This is a genomic window from Mycobacterium sp. MAC_080597_8934 (genome assembly GCF_000523975.1).
Classification (GTDB): domain Bacteria; phylum Actinomycetota; class Actinomycetes; order Mycobacteriales; family Mycobacteriaceae; genus Mycobacterium; species Mycobacterium avium.
In genome coordinates this window covers 113,659-128,224 of sequence record NZ_JAOS01000056.1, presented here as the reverse complement: position 1 = coordinate 128,224, position 14,566 = coordinate 113,659, and the positions used below count along the sequence as shown (strand labels likewise).

General features: G+C 70.2%; 13 protein-coding genes and 1 pseudogene. 8 read left to right on the top strand and 6 right to left on the bottom strand.

Features of this window, described 5'->3' with window-relative positions:
- Positions 1 to 139 precede the first annotated feature (139 nt).
- Together NF20_RS24765 and NF20_RS24760 are read left to right on the top strand one after the other, a co-directional pair.
- Positions 140 to 1,456 carry a DUF1800 domain-containing protein gene (locus NF20_RS24765; RefSeq protein ID WP_033710577.1) on the top strand — a complete coding sequence of 439 codons (1,317 nt, stop codon included), beginning with the start codon at positions 140 to 142 and terminating at the stop codon, positions 1,454 to 1,456.
- Positions 1,453 to 2,637, top strand: coding sequence for a DUF1501 domain-containing protein (locus tag NF20_RS24760; RefSeq protein ID WP_033710578.1), 1,185 nt, complete (start codon positions 1,453 to 1,455; stop codon positions 2,635 to 2,637). Before NF20_RS24765 ends, NF20_RS24760 begins: the two co-directional genes overlap by 4 nt.
- Here the strand turns inward: NF20_RS24760 and NF20_RS24755 are convergent.
- Genes NF20_RS24755 through fgd form a run of 3 tightly spaced genes read right to left on the bottom strand, consistent with a single transcriptional unit; the run spans position 2,626 to position 6,869 of the window.
- Positions 2,626 to 3,789: an acetate kinase gene (locus tag NF20_RS24755; protein WP_033710579.1), complete on the bottom strand. Its 1,164-nt coding sequence runs from the start codon at positions 3,787 to 3,789 to the stop codon at positions 2,626 to 2,628. The two genes, NF20_RS24760 and NF20_RS24755, sit on opposite strands and share 12 nt — an antisense overlap.
- Positions 3,779 to 5,866, bottom strand: coding sequence for a phosphate acetyltransferase (pta, locus tag NF20_RS24750; RefSeq protein ID WP_033717564.1), 2,088 nt, complete (start codon positions 5,864 to 5,866; stop codon positions 3,779 to 3,781). Before pta ends, NF20_RS24755 begins: the two co-directional genes overlap by 11 nt.
- On the bottom strand, positions 5,859 to 6,869 hold the full coding sequence (gene fgd / locus NF20_RS24745; RefSeq protein ID WP_019733862.1) for a glucose-6-phosphate dehydrogenase (coenzyme-F420): 1,011 nt from the start codon (positions 6,867 to 6,869) through the stop codon (positions 5,859 to 5,861). Before fgd ends, pta begins: the two co-directional genes overlap by 8 nt.
- A 35-nt stretch (positions 6,870 to 6,904) precedes the next feature.
- On the opposite strand from fgd, the gene NF20_RS24740 reads away from it, so the two are divergent.
- Positions 6,905 to 7,648: an MBL fold metallo-hydrolase gene (locus NF20_RS24740; protein ID WP_019733863.1), complete on the top strand. Its 744-nt coding sequence runs from the start codon at positions 6,905 to 6,907 to the stop codon at positions 7,646 to 7,648.
- A gap of 98 nt (positions 7,649 to 7,746) precedes the next feature.
- Here NF20_RS24740 and NF20_RS24735 read toward each other — a convergent pair whose 3' ends face one another.
- From NF20_RS24735 to NF20_RS24725, 3 genes are read right to left on the bottom strand one after another with little or no spacing between them, the layout of a single operon-like run.
- The gene (locus NF20_RS24735) at positions 7,747 to 8,265 is read right to left on the bottom strand and encodes a GNAT family N-acetyltransferase (RefSeq protein ID WP_019733864.1); all 519 of its coding nucleotides are present in this window, start codon (positions 8,263 to 8,265) and stop codon (positions 7,747 to 7,749) included.
- Between the two features lie 8 nt (positions 8,266 to 8,273).
- Entirely contained in the window at positions 8,274 to 9,164 is an 891-nt protein-coding gene (locus NF20_RS24730) for a class I SAM-dependent methyltransferase (RefSeq protein WP_011726233.1), read from the bottom strand.
- Between the two features lie 19 nt (positions 9,165 to 9,183).
- The gene (locus tag NF20_RS24725; RefSeq protein ID WP_003873830.1) at positions 9,184 to 9,555 is read right to left on the bottom strand and encodes a DUF3054 domain-containing protein; all 372 of its coding nucleotides are present in this window, start codon (positions 9,553 to 9,555) and stop codon (positions 9,184 to 9,186) included.
- A gap of 71 nt (positions 9,556 to 9,626) precedes the next feature.
- Between NF20_RS24725 and NF20_RS24720 the strand changes: the two genes are divergently transcribed.
- The 5 genes and pseudogenes from NF20_RS24720 (at position 9,627) to NF20_RS24700 (ending at position 14,032) form a co-directional block, all read left to right on the top strand.
- Entirely contained in the window at positions 9,627 to 10,373 is a 747-nt protein-coding gene (locus NF20_RS24720; RefSeq protein ID WP_003873831.1) for an SDR family NAD(P)-dependent oxidoreductase, read from the top strand.
- Between the two features lie 5 nt (positions 10,374 to 10,378).
- Complete coding sequence (locus NF20_RS24715) at positions 10,379 to 11,575, top strand: acyl-CoA dehydrogenase (protein WP_019733867.1); 1,197 nt, start codon at positions 10,379 to 10,381, stop codon at positions 11,573 to 11,575.
- Between the two features lie 16 nt (positions 11,576 to 11,591).
- A pseudogene (locus NF20_RS24710) lies at positions 11,592 to 12,740 on the top strand (acyl-CoA dehydrogenase family protein).
- Positions 12,741 to 12,744: 4 nt separating this feature from the next.
- Positions 12,745 to 13,407 (top strand): TetR/AcrR family transcriptional regulator, encoded by a 663-nt coding sequence (locus tag NF20_RS24705; protein ID WP_009979428.1) that lies wholly within the window; start codon positions 12,745 to 12,747, stop codon positions 13,405 to 13,407.
- 4 nt (positions 13,408 to 13,411) lie between these two features.
- Entirely contained in the window at positions 13,412 to 14,032 is a 621-nt protein-coding gene (locus NF20_RS24700; RefSeq protein WP_023862155.1) for a hypothetical protein, read from the top strand.
- The last annotated feature ends 534 nt before the right edge of the window (positions 14,033 to 14,566 follow it).

Sequence of the window (14,566 nt, the reverse complement as noted above, 5' to 3'; positions counted from 1 at the left end):
TCCGTGAACCGGCCCTCGGTCACTGTACAGCACGCGAACGGCGGCCGCGCGGCAGCGTCGGATCGCGCCGCCCGTGAGGCCTCAAGAAAATCGCAAGAACCCTCAGCGAATTTTCAGCTGCACACCGCACAGTTATTCCATGGCGGGGCAGTCCACCCTGTGGGTCGGCACGGCGCGCATGCTGCGCCGGGCCGGTTTCGGCGTGACCGGACCCGAGGTCGACGCCGCCGTCGCCCGCGGCTGGCCCGGCCACCTGGATGCGATGCTGGCCGCCGATCCCGACGCCGACCCCGGGGCGCTGGCCACCCCGATGCCCGCCCTGCCGGCGCCCCAGCCGCCCGGCAAACGCGCCACCCCCGCGGCGCGCAAGCAGTACAACCAGCAGCTCACCGAACAGCAGGGCGTGCTGTCGGATTGGTGGATCCGCCGCATGGTCGTCGTGCGCCAACCGTTCCACGAGAAGCTGACCTTGTTGTGGCACAACCACTTTGCCACCTCAGCACAGAAGGTGCGGGTGGCGGCGCAGATGGCCGCGCAGAACCAGAAGCTGCGCACGCTGTCGCTGGGCGATTTCCGCACCCTGGCCTACGCCATGCTGACCGACGCCGCCATGCTGCGCTGGCTGGACGGGCAGACCAGCACCGCCAAGGCGCCCAACGAAAACCTGGCCCGCGAATTCATGGAGCTGTTCGCGCTGGGCCACGGCAACGGCTACACCGAGAGCGACGTCCGCAACGGGGCACGCGCCCTGACCGGCTGGGTCATCGGCGCCGGCGGCGCGACGTCGGTGCTGCCCAAACGCCATGACGCGAAGGCCAAGACGCTGTTCGGCCGCAGCGCGAACTTCGATGCCGCCGGGTTCTGCGACGCGGTGCTCGCCCAGCCGAAATCGGCCGGGTACGTGGCGGGACGGCTGTGGCAGCAGTTGGCCGGCGACGACCCGCCGTCGCCGCCCGCGCTCGACCGGCTGGTCGCCGCCTACGGCCCCGGCCGCGACCTGCGCGCCCTGACCCAGGCCATCCTCACCGACCCGGAGTTCACCGGCGCCCGGGCCAGCATGGTCAACACCCCGATCGAATGGCTGATCGGCGTGATCCGCTCGCTGCAGGTGCCCGTCGATGATCCCAAGCGACTCAAGATGATCGACGCGACGTTGCGCACGCTGGGGCAGCGGCCGTTCTATCCGCCCAGCGTCGGCGGCTGGCCCAGCGGGCAGGTCTGGCTGTCCACCGCCAGCGCCGGGGCCCGGCTGCGCGCCGCGACCGAGCTGGCGCACGCCGGCGACCTGTCCGGCATCGAGAACACCCCGCCCACCGACCGCATCGACGCGGTCGGCTACCTGATCGGCGTCGGCGCCTGGTCCGACCGCACCGCCCGCGCGCTGCAACCCCTGGTGGGCCAACCGCCCCGGCTGGTCGCCGCGGCCGTCAACACCCCGGAGTACCTGACGTCATGACCGAGATGAACCGTCGCAGATTCCTGATCGCCAGCGCGGGCGTGTCGGCGGCCGGGCTGCTGTCGTCGGCGGTGGCGGTCGGTTGGCCCGACCTGATGCGCGCGGCCCGGGACCAGCCGCTGGCACCGGGCGCCGGCGTGCTGGTGATCGCCACCCTCTACGGCGGCAACGACGGGATCAACACGCTGATCCCGTACGCGGACAACGCCTATCACGATGCCCGGCCCGAACTCGCCTACGCCCCGCAAGACGTCCTGCACCTGGATCAGCAGCTGGGGCTCAACCCGGCGCTCAAGGGCCTGGCCGGGCTGTGGAACCAGCGGAAACTGGCCGTCGTGCGCGGCGCGGGCTACCCGAAACCCGACCACAGTCACTTCCGCTCCATGGACATCTGGCAGACCGCCTCCCCGGACGAGCCGGTGTCGACGGGCTGGATCGGCCGCTGGCTCGACGCCACCGGCGACGACCCGTTGCGCGCGGTCAACATCGGGGCCGTGCTGCCGCCGCTGGCGGTCGGCGCCAAGTGCACGGCCGCGGCGCTGAGCCCGGGCGGCGGCGCCGGCAAGGCCGGGCAGTTCGACGCCGTGATGACCGCGCTGGGCGACGACGACCCCGACGACACCCCGGCGATGGCCGCGGTGTGCAAGGCCTACCGCGCCGCGCGCACCGCCGACGCCACCTTCGCCTCGGTGAAACCGCCTGCCAAGCAGAACAATTCGCTGGCAGCCCAGCTGGACGTGGTCGCCCAGGCCGTCAAGGCCCGGGTGCCGGCCCGCGTCTACACCGTGCAACTGGGCGGTTTCGACACCCACGCTGGGGAACGCGGCACCCAGCAGCGGCTGCTGCAGACCTTCGACGAGGCGGTCACCGGATTCGTCGGGCAGATGGCCGGGCGCAACGTGGTGCTGATGGCGTATTCGGAGTTCGGGCGGCGGGTGCGGGCCAACGCCTCACAGGGCACCGACCACGGCACGGCCGGCCCGGTGTTGATCGCGGGCGCACCGGTCAACGGCGGATTCTACGGCGAGCAACCCAGCCTCACCGACCTCGACAACGGAGACCTGAAGTACACCACCGATTTTCGCGACATCTACCACGAGCTGCTGGCACGCACCGTCGGCACCGATCCCGCGCCCTCGGTCGGCGCCGGCCGCCGCGACCTCGGCTTCCTATCCGCCTAGCACCCGCACGCAGTCACGGGCGATGGCCAGCTCTTCGTTGGTGGGGACCACCAGCACCGTGATCGGCGAGTCGTCGGCCGAGATCTGGCGTGCCCCTTTGGCCCCGGGCAGGTTGCGGCGCTCGTCGAGCACAATGCCCAGCTCCTCCATGCCCGACACCGCGTCGCGGCGCACCGCGGCGTCGTTCTCACCGATGCCGGCGGTGAAGCTGATGACGTCGGTGTGGCCCAGCACCGCCAGGTAGGCACCGATGTACTTGCGCAGCCGGTGCGTGAACACGCTGTAGGCCAATTGCGCTGCGCCGTCCCCGGATTCGATGAGTTCGCGCAGCCGGCGGAAGTCCCGCACGCCGGACAGCCCGACCACCCCCGAGCGGTGGTTGAGCATCGACTCGACGTCGTCCACCCCCATCCCGGCCGTGTGGCACAGATAGCTGACGACGCTGGGATCGATGTCACCGCTGCGGGTTCCCATCACCAGTCCCTCCAGCGGCGTCAACCCCATCGAGGTGTCGAGGGGCCGGGTGCCGGCGATCGCCGACGCCGAGCAGCCGTTGCCCAGGTGCAGCACGATCTGTTTCAGGCCGCGCAGCGGCCGATCCAGGAAGGCCGCGGCCTGCTCGCTGACGTAGCGGTGCGAGGTGCCGTGGAACCCGTACCGGCGGATCTGCCAGCGATCGGCCAATTCGCGGTCGATGGCGTAGGTCGCCGCCGCGGGCGGCAGGTCGTGGAAGAACCCGGTGTCGAAGACGGCCACGTGCGCGATGCCGGGCAACAGCCGGCGGGCCACTTCGATTCCCTGGAGCGCCGGCGGATTGTGCAGCGGGGCCAACTCCGACAGCTCGTGCAGCCGGGCGATCACCGCGTCGTCCAGCACGGTGGGCCGGTAGAAGGTGTTGCCGCCGTGCACCACCCGATGACCCACCGCGACCAGCCCGGCGGTGTTCAGGTCGACGCCGTCGCCGGCCAGCATGTCGAACGCCCGGCGCAGCGCGGCGTCGTGGTCGGGGACCGGCGAGGATTCCTCGCCGATGCGTTCCACGATGCCCGTCGAGGCGGCCACCCCGGACTCGGGATCGACCAGCTGGAACTTCAGCGACGACGAGCCGGAGTTGATCACCAGCACCCGGCGCGCGCCGTCACTACCGTCCACCGGGCAGCCCCTGCGCCTGAATCGCGGTGATGGCAATGGTGTTCACGATGTCTTCGACCAGTGCACCCCGCGACAGGTCGTTGACCGGCTTGCGCAGGCCCTGCAGCACGGGCCCGATGGCCAGCGCGCCGGCGCTGCGCTGCACCGCCTTGTAGGTGTTGTTGCCGGTGTTGAGGTCGGGAAAGATCAACACGGTGGCCCGACCGGCCACCGGCGAATCCCGCAGCTTGGTGGCGGCGACCGACGGTTCGATGGCGGCGTCGTACTGGATGGGGCCCTCGACCGGCAGGTCGGGGTTGCGCTGCCGCACCAATTGCGTTGCCGTTCTCACCTTTTCGACGTCGGCTCCGGTGCCGGAGTCACCCGTCGAGTAGGACAGCATGGCCACCCGCGGTTCGATGCCGAACTGGGCGGCGGTGCGCGCCGAGGAGATCGCGATGTCGGCCAGCTGCTCCGGTGTCGGGTTGGGGATGATCGCGCAGTCGCCGTAGGCAAGTACCCGGTCGGGCAGACACATCAGGAAGATGCTGGACACGGTGGAGACGTCCGGCACCGTCTTGATGATCTCGAAGGCCGGGCGCACGGTGTGTGCGGTGGTGTGGGCGGCGCCGGACACCATCCCGTCGACCTGGGAGGTGTACACCAGCATGGTGCCGAAGTACGTTGCGTCGCACATGATTTCGCGGGCCTGCTCGACGGTGACGCCCTTGGCCTTGCGCAGCTGCGCGTACTGCTGCGCGAACTCGGGGCGCAGCGCGCTGGTGCGCGGGTCGATCACCTTCACGTCGCTCAGGTCCACCCCGAGTTCCCCCGAGCGCTGCCGGATCCGGGCCTCGTCGCCCAGGATGGTCAGGTCGGCGACGCGGCGCTGCAGCACCCTGCCGGCGGCGCGCAGGATGCGGTCGTCGTCGCCCTCGGGCAGCACGATGTGCTTGCGGTCCGCGCGCGCCTGCAGGGTCAGCTGATGGATGAACATCTGCGGCGTGGTCACGGTGGGAATCGGAATGGCAAGCTGCTCAAGCAGATCCGCGATGTCGACGTGCCGGTCCATCAGCTCCAGCGCGGTGTCGATCTTGCGCTGTGAGGTGGCCGTCACCCTGCCGCGGGCCGCGGCCGCCGCGCTGGCGGTGTCGTAGGTGCCCAGCGCGGTGGCGACGATGGGCAGCCGCAGCCGCAGCCCGGCCACCAGCGCCGCGATGGACGGATGCAGCGCGAACCCGCCGTTGAGCACGATGCACGACAGCGACGGAAAGCCTTCGGCGGCATGGGCGCTGGCCACGGCGAGCACCACGTCGGAGCGGTCGCCGGGGGTGATCACGGCCATGCCGTCCGCGAGGCGCTCCAGCACGTGGTCGGCGGTCATCCCGGCGACCAGGATGCCGGTGACCTCGCGCTCGCGCAGCGACTCCTCGCCGCTGACCGGCGAACCGGCGACCGCCTTTTCCAGTTCGGCCACCGTCGGCGCCGACAGCAGCGGCTCGTCGGGCAGCACGTAGCAGCGCTGGGGAAAGCCGCGCAACGCTTCGGCCACCGCGTCCAGCTCGGCCGGCTCGCACCGGTTGGCCACCACCGCCGCGGTGTGCGCGTGCTGGGCGTCCAGCTCGGCCAGGCAGACCTGCACGACGGTGGCGACCTCGGCGGCGGTGCGCCCCTTGCCGCTGACCGTCAGCAGGATCGGCGCACCGAGGTTGACCGCGATCCGGGCGTTGGTGGACAGCTCCGCGGGCCGGATCGCCTGTCCCAGTTCGGAATAGTCGCTGCCGACGATGACCACCACGTCGCACAGCTCGGCCATCGCGTGGTAGGCGTCGACGATCGTGGCGATCGCCGCGTCGCCGTCGGCGTGCAGCTGTTGGTAGGTGACGCCGACGCACTGCTCGTAGGACAGCCCCGCGGTGGTGCGCGACAGCAGCAGCTCCAAGATGTAGTCGCGGTCCTGCCCGTCACGCGTAATCGGCCTAAACACACCGACTTTGGCGACCGTCGCGGTCAGCCGGTGCAGCATTCCCAGCGCGACGGTGGACTTGCCGGTCTCCGGTTCGGGAGCGGCAACGTAGATCGCCGAAATGTCAGCCAAGTCGCCGAAGCCTGGGCGCCAGGTCCTTTTCGAAGAGCTCCAGGAACCGGCGCTGGTCGTGGCCGGGCGCGTGGAACACCAGGTGGTTGAGGCCCCAGTCGACGTAGTCCTTGACCTTGGCCACCGCCTCGTCGGGGTCCGAGGCCACGATCCAGCGCTTGGCCACCTGCTCGATGGGCAGCGCGTCGGCCGCCTTCTCCATTTCGATCGGGTCGTCGATGCTGTGCTTCTGCTCGGCGGTCAGCGACAGCGGCGCCCAGAACCGGGTGTTCTCCAGCGCCAGTTCCGGGTCGGGGTCGTAGGAGATCTTGATCTCGATCATCTTGTCGATGTCGTCGACATTGCGGTCGTTGATCGCCGCGCCCTCCTTGACCGCGGGGATCAGCTTGTCCTTGTACAGCTCCTCGCCCTTGCCGGAGGTGCAGATGAAGCCGTCGCCGGCCCGGCCGGCGTATTTGGCCACCGCGGGGCCGCCGGCGGCGATGTAGATCGGGACGCCGCCGTCGGGCACGTCGTAGATCGAGGCGCCCTTGAGCCGGTAGTACTCGCCGTCGAAGTCGACGCGGTCGCCGCGCCATAGCTCGCGCATCAGCCGCACCGATTCGCGCAGCCGGGCGAAGCGCTCCTTGAACTCCGGCCACTCGCCCTGGTATCCGGTGGCGATCTCGTTCAGCGCCTCGCCGGTGCCCACCCCGAGGAAGATCCGGTTCGGGTACAGGCAGGCCATGGTGGCGAAGGCCTGCGCGACGACGGCCGGGTTGTAGCGGAAGGTCGGCGTGAGCACCGAGGTGCCCAGTGTGATCCGCGTGGTGCGTTCCCCGACGGCGGTCATCCAGGCCAGCGAGAACGGGGCGTGGCCGCCCTCGTGCCGCCACGGCTGGAAGTGGTCGCTGACGGTGGCGCTGTCCATGCCGTGGGCTTCGGCGGCGACGGCGAGTTCGACCAGCTCGCGGGGTGCAAATTGTTCGGCGGACGCTTTGTATCCGAGTTTGAGTTCAGCCACGGGTCATTTCTACTCCTCCGCTTACACTCGCGGGCATGGCGGAGCTAGTTCAGGTCACCGACGCGGTGCACCTCGCCCGGGGGGACGCGGTCAACTGGACGCTGGTCGCCGACGACACCGGGGTGATGCTGGTCGACGCCGGCTATCCCGGGGACCGCGAGGAGGTGCTGGGCTCGCTGGCCGAGCTCGGCTACGGCCCGGGCGACGTGCGCGCCATCGTGTTGACGCACGCGCACATCGACCACCTGGGCACCGCGATCTGGTTGGCGAGCGAGCACGGCATCCCGGTTTACTGCCACGCCGACGAGGTGGGCCACGCCAAACGCGAGTACCTGGAGCAGGTGTCGATTTTCGATGTGGCGCTTCGTATTTGGCGGCCCCGATGGGCGAAGTGGACCGCGCATGTGGTCCGCAGCGGCGGCCTGATCCGCGACGGCATCCCCACCGCCCAACCGTTGACCGCCGAGGTGGCCGCCGGGCTGCCGGGACGGCCGACGCCGGTCTTCAGCCCCGGCCACACCAACGGCCATTGCTCGTACCTGATCGACGGCGTCCTGGTCAGTGGCGACGCGCTGATCACCGGCCATCCCCTGCTGCGCCACCGCGGACCTCAGCTGCTCCCGGCGATTTTCAGTTACAGCCAGCGCGACTGCATCCGCACGCTGTCCGCGCTCGCCCTGCTCGACACCGAGGTGCTGCTGCCCGGCCACGGCGACGTGTGGCGCGGGCCGATCAAGGAGGCCACCGACGCGGCGCTCGCGCTGGCGACGGGACGCTAGGCCGGCGCCCGAGCGTGGGCCCCACGTACGCCAACCGCCCGGAATTCGTCCATACGGCCCACGCTCGGCGCCAGTAGGCTGTTGCGGCCCAGGGCAATTCACCGTTCGTCGGGAACCAGCCACTTCTCGAACGCGATCGGGCGGAACGGACCCCAATCCGGCAGCGGGTCGGGGGGCACCCGGGTGTATCCGGTCGCGTCGTAGAGCGCCTCGGCCTCGGGTTGCCGGTTGCCGGTGATCAGGTAGATCCGCCGATACCCGCACGCCCGGGTCCGCTCCTCCAGCGCCGCCAGCAGCGCCCGCGCGTAGCCGCGGCGCCGGTGGGCCGCGTCGGTCCAGATCCGCTTGAGCTCGGCGGTCTCGGTGTCGTAGCGGCGAAACGCGCCGCCGGTGACGGGCACGCCGTCGACGACGCCGATCAGCAGCCCGCCGTCCGGCGGTGCCAGTTCGTCGCGCGGCACCGGCAACCAGCTCAGGTGCGCGCTCGGCGTGCCGCCGTAGCGCTGGGCGTACTCGACGGCCAGTTCGGCCAGCAACGGCCGGGCCAGCGGGTCGTCGTGCGTGGCCGGCACGAACCGCAGTCGGCCGTCGGCGGGCGGGCTGGATTCGGGGGTCATCGACACACTCAAACGCGGGTCGCGGTGACGTATTCCGGGATGAACTGGGCGCCGCCTGATCCGGCGCGCCGCCGCGGCCCCAACCCCAGGGCGCCCAGCAGATCGGCGATGGACCGCGCCGCCGGCTCCCAGCCGTGGGTCGCCAAATACTCAGGGACGTAATGGTATTCGCCCGGGTGGGTGAGGCTGGCCAGGTCGATGTCCAGGCCGCGGCGCCGCCAGCCCTCCACGAAGGCCCGCTCGGCCTCCAGCTGCAGCGGATCCCAGGTGGGCAGGTGGTCGGCGGCCAACCGGCTGCCCGCGGCGCTGGCCGCGGTGAGCCGGCGCAGCAGCCGGTTCTGCTCGGCGGGCTTCAGGTAGCCGACCAGCAGCTGCTCGGCGACCCACGCCGTGGGCTGGGCCGCGTCGAAACCCACCCGCCGCAACGCCGCCGGCCAGTCGTCGCGCAGGTCGATGCCGACCGCGCACCGGTTGGTGGCCAGCCGGGCGTCCAGCCCGCGCAGCACCCCGGCCTTGAAATCGAGCACCCGCGGCCGGTCGATCTCGTAGACCGTGGTCCCGCGCGGCCACCACAGCCGGTACGGCCGGGTGTCCAGGCCCGATGCCAGGATCACCACCTGGCGAATACCCGCGCGGCCCGCCTCGGCGAGGAATTCGTCCACGAACCGGGTGTGGGCGGCCAGCGCATCCAGCAACGACGTCACCGCCGGGTCGTCGCCGACCGGCGATTCATCGGCCGCGAACGTGTGGTCGGCGATCGCGCGGGTGAGGTAGTCGATGCCGACCGCGCCCAGCAGCGGCTCGGCGTACGGGTCGTTGAGCAACCCCTGCCGGGTGGCGACGGCCCGGGCGGCGGCGCCCAAGGTTGCGGTCACCCCCACCTCGGCTGTCGCTGCCATCGTCGTCCCGGGCGTCGTCTCAGGCGTCGGAGCGGCGCCGCAGGGTCAGCCCGGCGGCCACCCGCCAGCCGAGCAACACCAGCGCGGTGACCGTCGAGGCCACCACCACGAAACTGGCCGCCACGCCGGCGGAGCTGGCCTTGCGCAGCAGCATGCCGACGATCACGGTGCACAGCCAGACGACGACGCCGGTGGGCAGCACCGCGGTGGGCTGCCGCCATCCGCGGGAGACCAGCCAGCCGAGCGCGGTGCCGGTCAGAAACGGCCACGCCGTCACGGCGACGCCGGTGGCGCTGAGGCCCTCGTCGTGACTGCGCCGCCCCACGGCGCAGAACACCAGCACGCCGAGGACGTCGACCGCGAACCAGGCCAGCCGCCGGAGCCTAAGCATGCAGCGAGACTACCCGCTCGGCCGCGCCGATCCTTGACCCGGCAACCGAGGTGAACCTAGATTCGTCTGCAATGAATACTCATTCACACCGCCGCCTCGCGGTGGTGACCGGCGCGGGTTCGGGCATCGGCCGGGCGATCGCGCTCGGGCTGGCCGCCGGGGGTGACCGCGTCGTCGCCGCCGACCTGGACGAGGCGTCGGCCGCGGCCACCGCCGCCGAGCAACCCGACCTGATCACCGCGGCGCCGGTGGACGTCGCCGACCCGGCACGGGTCGCCGCGCTGCGGGACCGCATCCACGCCGACATCGGGGTGCCCGGCGTCGTCGTCAACGCCGCCGGCTGGGACCGAACCGACCAATTCCTCAACGCCACACCGGAATTCGCACAGAAGGTGGTGGCCATCAACTACCTGGGGCCGGTGCATGTGTGTTCGGCGTTCCTGCCCGGGATGATCGAGACGCATGGCGGCGGACGCGTGGTGAACGTCGCCAGCGACGCCGGGCGGGTCGGCAGCGCCGGTGAGAGCATCTACGCCGGCGCCAAGGGCGGGGTGATCGCGCTGACCAAGTCGCTGGCCCGCGAGATGGCGCGCCACCAGATCACGGTGAACTGCGTGTGCCCGGGCCCGACCGACACCCCGCTGTTTCACGCCCAGCCCGAGAAGCTGAAAGAAGCACTGGTCAAAGCGATTCCGCTGCGCCGGCTGGCCCGGCCCGAGGAGGTCGCCGCGGCGGTGCTGTTCTTCGCCTCGCAGGCAGCCTCGTTCGTCACCGGACAGGTGATCAGTGTCAGCGGCGGCCTGACGATGGCAGGCTGACTGCTATGAGCACCGAGACGAGCACCAAGACCCCACCGGCCTTCGACCGCTACGACCCGCTGGGCCTGGACGCCTTGCTGTCCGACGACGAACGCGCGGTGCGCGACACCGTGCGGGGTTTCTGCGCCGAGCATGTGCTGCCGCACGTGGCGGAGTGGTTCGAGATCGGCGACCTGCCGGTCCGCGAACTGGCCAGGGAGTTCGGCCGGCTCGGCCTGCTGGGCATGCACCTGCACGGCTACGGCTGCGGCGGCGCGTCGGCCGTGCACTACGGGCTGGCCTGCGTGGAGCTGGAGGCCGCCGACTCCGGTCTGCGTTCGATGGTCTCGGTGCAGGGCTCGCTGGCGATGTTCGCGATCTGGAACTTCGGCTCCGAGGAGCAAAAACGCCAATGGCTGCCGGGCATGGCCACCGGCGAACTGCTCGGCTGCTTCGGGCTGACCGAGCCCGACGTCGGCTCCGACCCCGCGGCGATGAAAACCCGTGCGCGACGGGATGGTTCGGACTGGGTGCTCGACGGCCGCAAGCTGTGGATCACCAACGGGTCGGTGGCCGACGTCGCCGTGGTGTGGGCCGGCACCGACGACGGCATCCGCGGCTTCCTGGTGCCCACCGACACGCCGGGTTTCACCGCCAACACGATTCACCACAAGCTGTCGCTGCGTGCCTCGATCACCAGCGAGCTGGTGCTCGACGACGTGCGGCTGCCCGGCGAGGCGATGCTGCCCGGAGCCACCGGGCTGCGCGGCCCGCTGTCGTGTCTGTCCGAGGCCCGCTACGGGATCATCTGGGGCGCAATGGGCGCGGCGCGCTCGGCCTGGCAGGCCGCCCTGGATTACGCCACCCAGCGCACCCAGTTCGGCCGCCCCATCGCCGGATTCCAGCTGACCCAGGCCAAGCTCGTCGACATGGCCGTCGAGCTGCACAAGGGCCAGCTGTTGTCGCTGCATCTGGGCCGCCTCAAGGACAGCACCGGGCTGCGGCCCGAGCAGGTCAGCTTCGGCAAGCTCAACAACACCCGGGAGGCGATCGAGATCTGCCGGACCGCGCGAACCATCCTGGGCGGCAACGGGATATCGCTGGAATACCCCGTCATCCGGCACATGGTGAACCTGGAATCGGTGCTGACCTACGAGGGCACGCCGGAGATGCATCAGCTCGTCCTCGGCCAGGCGTTCACCGGCGCCGACGCCTTCCGCTGACCCGGAGCAGCACCCGATGGCCGCACACCTGCAGTACACCTCCGAGCATCACCAGTTCCGGGAGCTGGTCCGCGATTTCGTGCAACGGACGGTCGTGCCCAATCACGAGAAGTGGGAACGCGACGGCTAGTGGGACCGGTCGCTGTTCGTCGAGGCGGGCAAACTGGGGCTGCTGGGCTTTTCGGTGCCCGAGCGGTTGGGCGGCCCGGGGGTCGACGACTTTCGCTACAACGCGATCGTGGTCGACGAGTTGCAGCGGGCCGGCGCGGCCGCCGAGGCCATCGCCTTCTCGCTGCAGAACGACATCGTGCTGCCCTACCTCGTCGAGCTGACCACACCCGAGCAACAACGGCGCTGGCTGCCCGGCGTGGTGACCGGCGAGACGGTGCTCGGGATCGCCATGACCGAGCCCGGCACCGGCAGCGACCTGGCCGGGATCCGCACCACCGCGGTGCGAGACGGCGATCACTACCTGGTCAACGGCGCCAAGACGTTCATCTCCAACGGGCAGGTGGGCGACCTGTTCGTGGTCGCGGTGCGCACCGCACCGGACCGGCACAAGGGGCTTTCGCTGCTGGTCGTGGACGCGGACACGCCGGGCTTCGGCCGGGGCCGCAACCTGGAGAAGATCGGCCTGCACGCCCAGGACACCAGCGAGCTGAGCTTCACCGACATGCGGGTGCCGGCCGAGAACCTGCTCGAGGCGGAAGGCCGGGGCTTCTACCAGCTGATGAAAAACCTTCCCCAGGAACGGCTTTCGCTGGCCGTGGGCGCGGTCGCCGCCGCCGAGGCGGTATTCGCCGAGACGCTGGACTACGTCAAACAGCGGCACGCCTTCGGCGCGCCCATCGCCGCCTTCCAGAACAGTCAATTCGTGCTCGCCGAACTGGCCACCGAAATCGACGTTGCCCGCACTTATCTCGACCACTGCCTGGCCGCGCACCTGGCCGGCGAGCTGACCGCGGCGCGGGCCGCCCGGCTGAAATGGTGGACCACCGATCTGCAGGTCCGCACCGCCGACCGCTGCCTGCAGCTGCACGGCGGATACGGCTACATGCGCGAGTACGGCGTGGCGCGGGCGTTCGTCGACGCCCGCATCCAGACCATCTACGGCGGCACCAACGAGATCATGAAGACCATCATCGCCAAGGACCTGGGCCTCTAGCGGCATGGCCGTCGACTACAGCGAACTGCCCGCCGAGGAGGCCGTGCGCGCCGCACGGGCCGGCGCGCGACGCCGCCAGGTGCTCGACGCCGCGGTCAAGGTGATGGGCCGCAACGGTTTTCACCGAATGTCCATGCACGACCTGGCCGCCGAGGCCGACGTCAGCGTCGGCCTGCTGTACAAGTACTTCGGCGGCAAACAGGACCTGCTGCTGGCCACCATCGTGCGCATCCTCGACGTGTTCCGCGATCAACTGGCACCGGTCATCGACGCCGCCGGCGACGACGTCGTCGACCAGTTGAGCGCGGGGATCCGCCGCTACATCCAGATCGTCGACGAGAACCTCGACGGGGTGGTGCTGACCTACCGGGAGAGCCGGACCCTCGGGGCGGCGGGCCGCGCCCAGATCAAGGACCTGGAAATCGCCACCGCCGCGCCGCTGCGCGCGGTAATCGAAACCGGCATCGCCCAAGGCGTCTTCCGCAGCGTCGACGTCGACCTCGCCGTGTTCGACATCATGCTGCTCGCCCACGGCTGGGCGCTCAAGCATTGGCACTTCGGGCCGATCTACACCCTCGACGAGTACATCGCGTTGCAGACCCGGCACCTGCTCAACGGGCTGATTTCCGATGAGCGCCGCGCCGACTACGCGGACGTGCTGAAATAGGGGCATGAGTGCCACGGCCCGCCGGATCGGCGCCCTGACCGCGCTGGCGACCCTGTACGCCGGCACGGCGCCGGCGGCCGCCGACCCGCCCCCGGGGCTGCCGCCGATGACTTCCGGCGGCAGCGGCCCGATCATCGGCGGCGGCTCGGCCGCCGCGCAGGGAATCTCCCAGCAGCTGTTCAGCTTTGGCAACCCCGGCGTGGTGCAGGAGGTCGACGGCTCGGACGCGGCGCAGTTCATCACCGCGGCGGCGGGGGCGGCCAACCAGCAGCTGGCGGCGCCCTTTTCACTGTTGCGCCGCGCGTTGACGTGCCAGGACAACAACGCCGGGTTCGGGGCGCGCGCCTACCGGCGCAACGACGGCCAGTGGGGTGGGGCCATGCTCGTCGCGGCCAAGAGCGCCACGCCGAGCCCGGACAACCTGGCCGCGTGCGCGAAGACCAACTGGCGACGGGCCACCGCCGGCGGCGAAACCGCGATGTGCAACAGCGGCTGGACCACCCCCACCTCCTACGAAAGCCGCCGCGGCGAGACCTATTACATCCTGCTCGCCGGCACCGCCGCCGACTTCTGCAGTGACCTCAACGCCAAGTACAAGAGCGACGCCACCGGGTGGCCGTTCTAGCCCCGCCGCCGGTCGGAGCGGAATGCGACCGAAACCGATTGCCGGGTTTTTGAATCCATGTCCGGTTTACGCACCGGCACCAATCGGCGGCCGGTAAATAGCGATCCAATATAGCCGCGGTCGCGGCCGCGCGCAGGATAATTCGAATTCCTCCCGGCAGCGAATTTTGCTGCGATTGCAATGCCCATCCGGGGGCCGGGCCGCGCCGGTGGTCGCCGATCATCCGTTTGGCGAATCGGTCGGCGATCTTCGCGAAATCCCTTATCTGCGAAGTGCTGACGACGTAAACTCGCCCACATCGGGCATCAGAATATCGTCTCCCAGACGAAGGGGGTTCTTATGTCTCGTCGCACCAGCAAAATCGTCGTCGCCGTGGTCCTCGCCTTGGCGGCACCAATGACCTCGGCGTGCACGGTTCCGTTAGTTATCGACTGCGGACCCGGTTTGACCTGCACTCCGTAGTAGTGCATCAACCGAACAAGCCCACAGTGTGATTCGGGCTTTTTCGGTCATTTCACGCTTCGCAAAAGCGAA

What these genes read in the sequence shown, in the direction of transcription:
- NF20_RS24765 (WP_033710577.1), top strand. Translation starts at nt 140, where the DNA reads ATGGCGGGGCAGTCCACCCTGTGGGTCGGCACGGCGCGCATGCTGCGC.
- NF20_RS24730 (WP_011726233.1), bottom strand. Translation starts at nt 9,164, where the DNA reads ATGGCAGCGACAGCCGAGGTGGGGGTGACCGCAACCTTGGGCGCCGCC.
- NF20_RS24700 (WP_023862155.1), top strand. Translation starts at nt 13,412, where the DNA reads ATGAGTGCCACGGCCCGCCGGATCGGCGCCCTGACCGCGCTGGCGACC.
- NF20_RS24725 (WP_003873830.1), bottom strand. Translation starts at nt 9,555, where the DNA reads ATGCTTAGGCTCCGGCGGCTGGCCTGGTTCGCGGTCGACGTCCTCGGC.
- NF20_RS24705 (WP_009979428.1), top strand. Translation starts at nt 12,745, where the DNA reads ATGGCCGTCGACTACAGCGAACTGCCCGCCGAGGAGGCCGTGCGCGCC.
- NF20_RS24720 (WP_003873831.1), top strand. Translation starts at nt 9,627, where the DNA reads ATGAATACTCATTCACACCGCCGCCTCGCGGTGGTGACCGGCGCGGGT.
- NF20_RS24715 (WP_019733867.1), top strand. Translation starts at nt 10,379, where the DNA reads ATGAGCACCGAGACGAGCACCAAGACCCCACCGGCCTTCGACCGCTAC.
- NF20_RS24740 (WP_019733863.1), top strand. Translation starts at nt 6,905, where the DNA reads ATGGCGGAGCTAGTTCAGGTCACCGACGCGGTGCACCTCGCCCGGGGG.
- NF20_RS24760 (WP_033710578.1), top strand. Translation starts at nt 1,453, where the DNA reads ATGACCGAGATGAACCGTCGCAGATTCCTGATCGCCAGCGCGGGCGTG.
- NF20_RS24735 (WP_019733864.1), bottom strand. Translation starts at nt 8,265, where the DNA reads ATGACCCCCGAATCCAGCCCGCCCGCCGACGGCCGACTGCGGTTCGTG.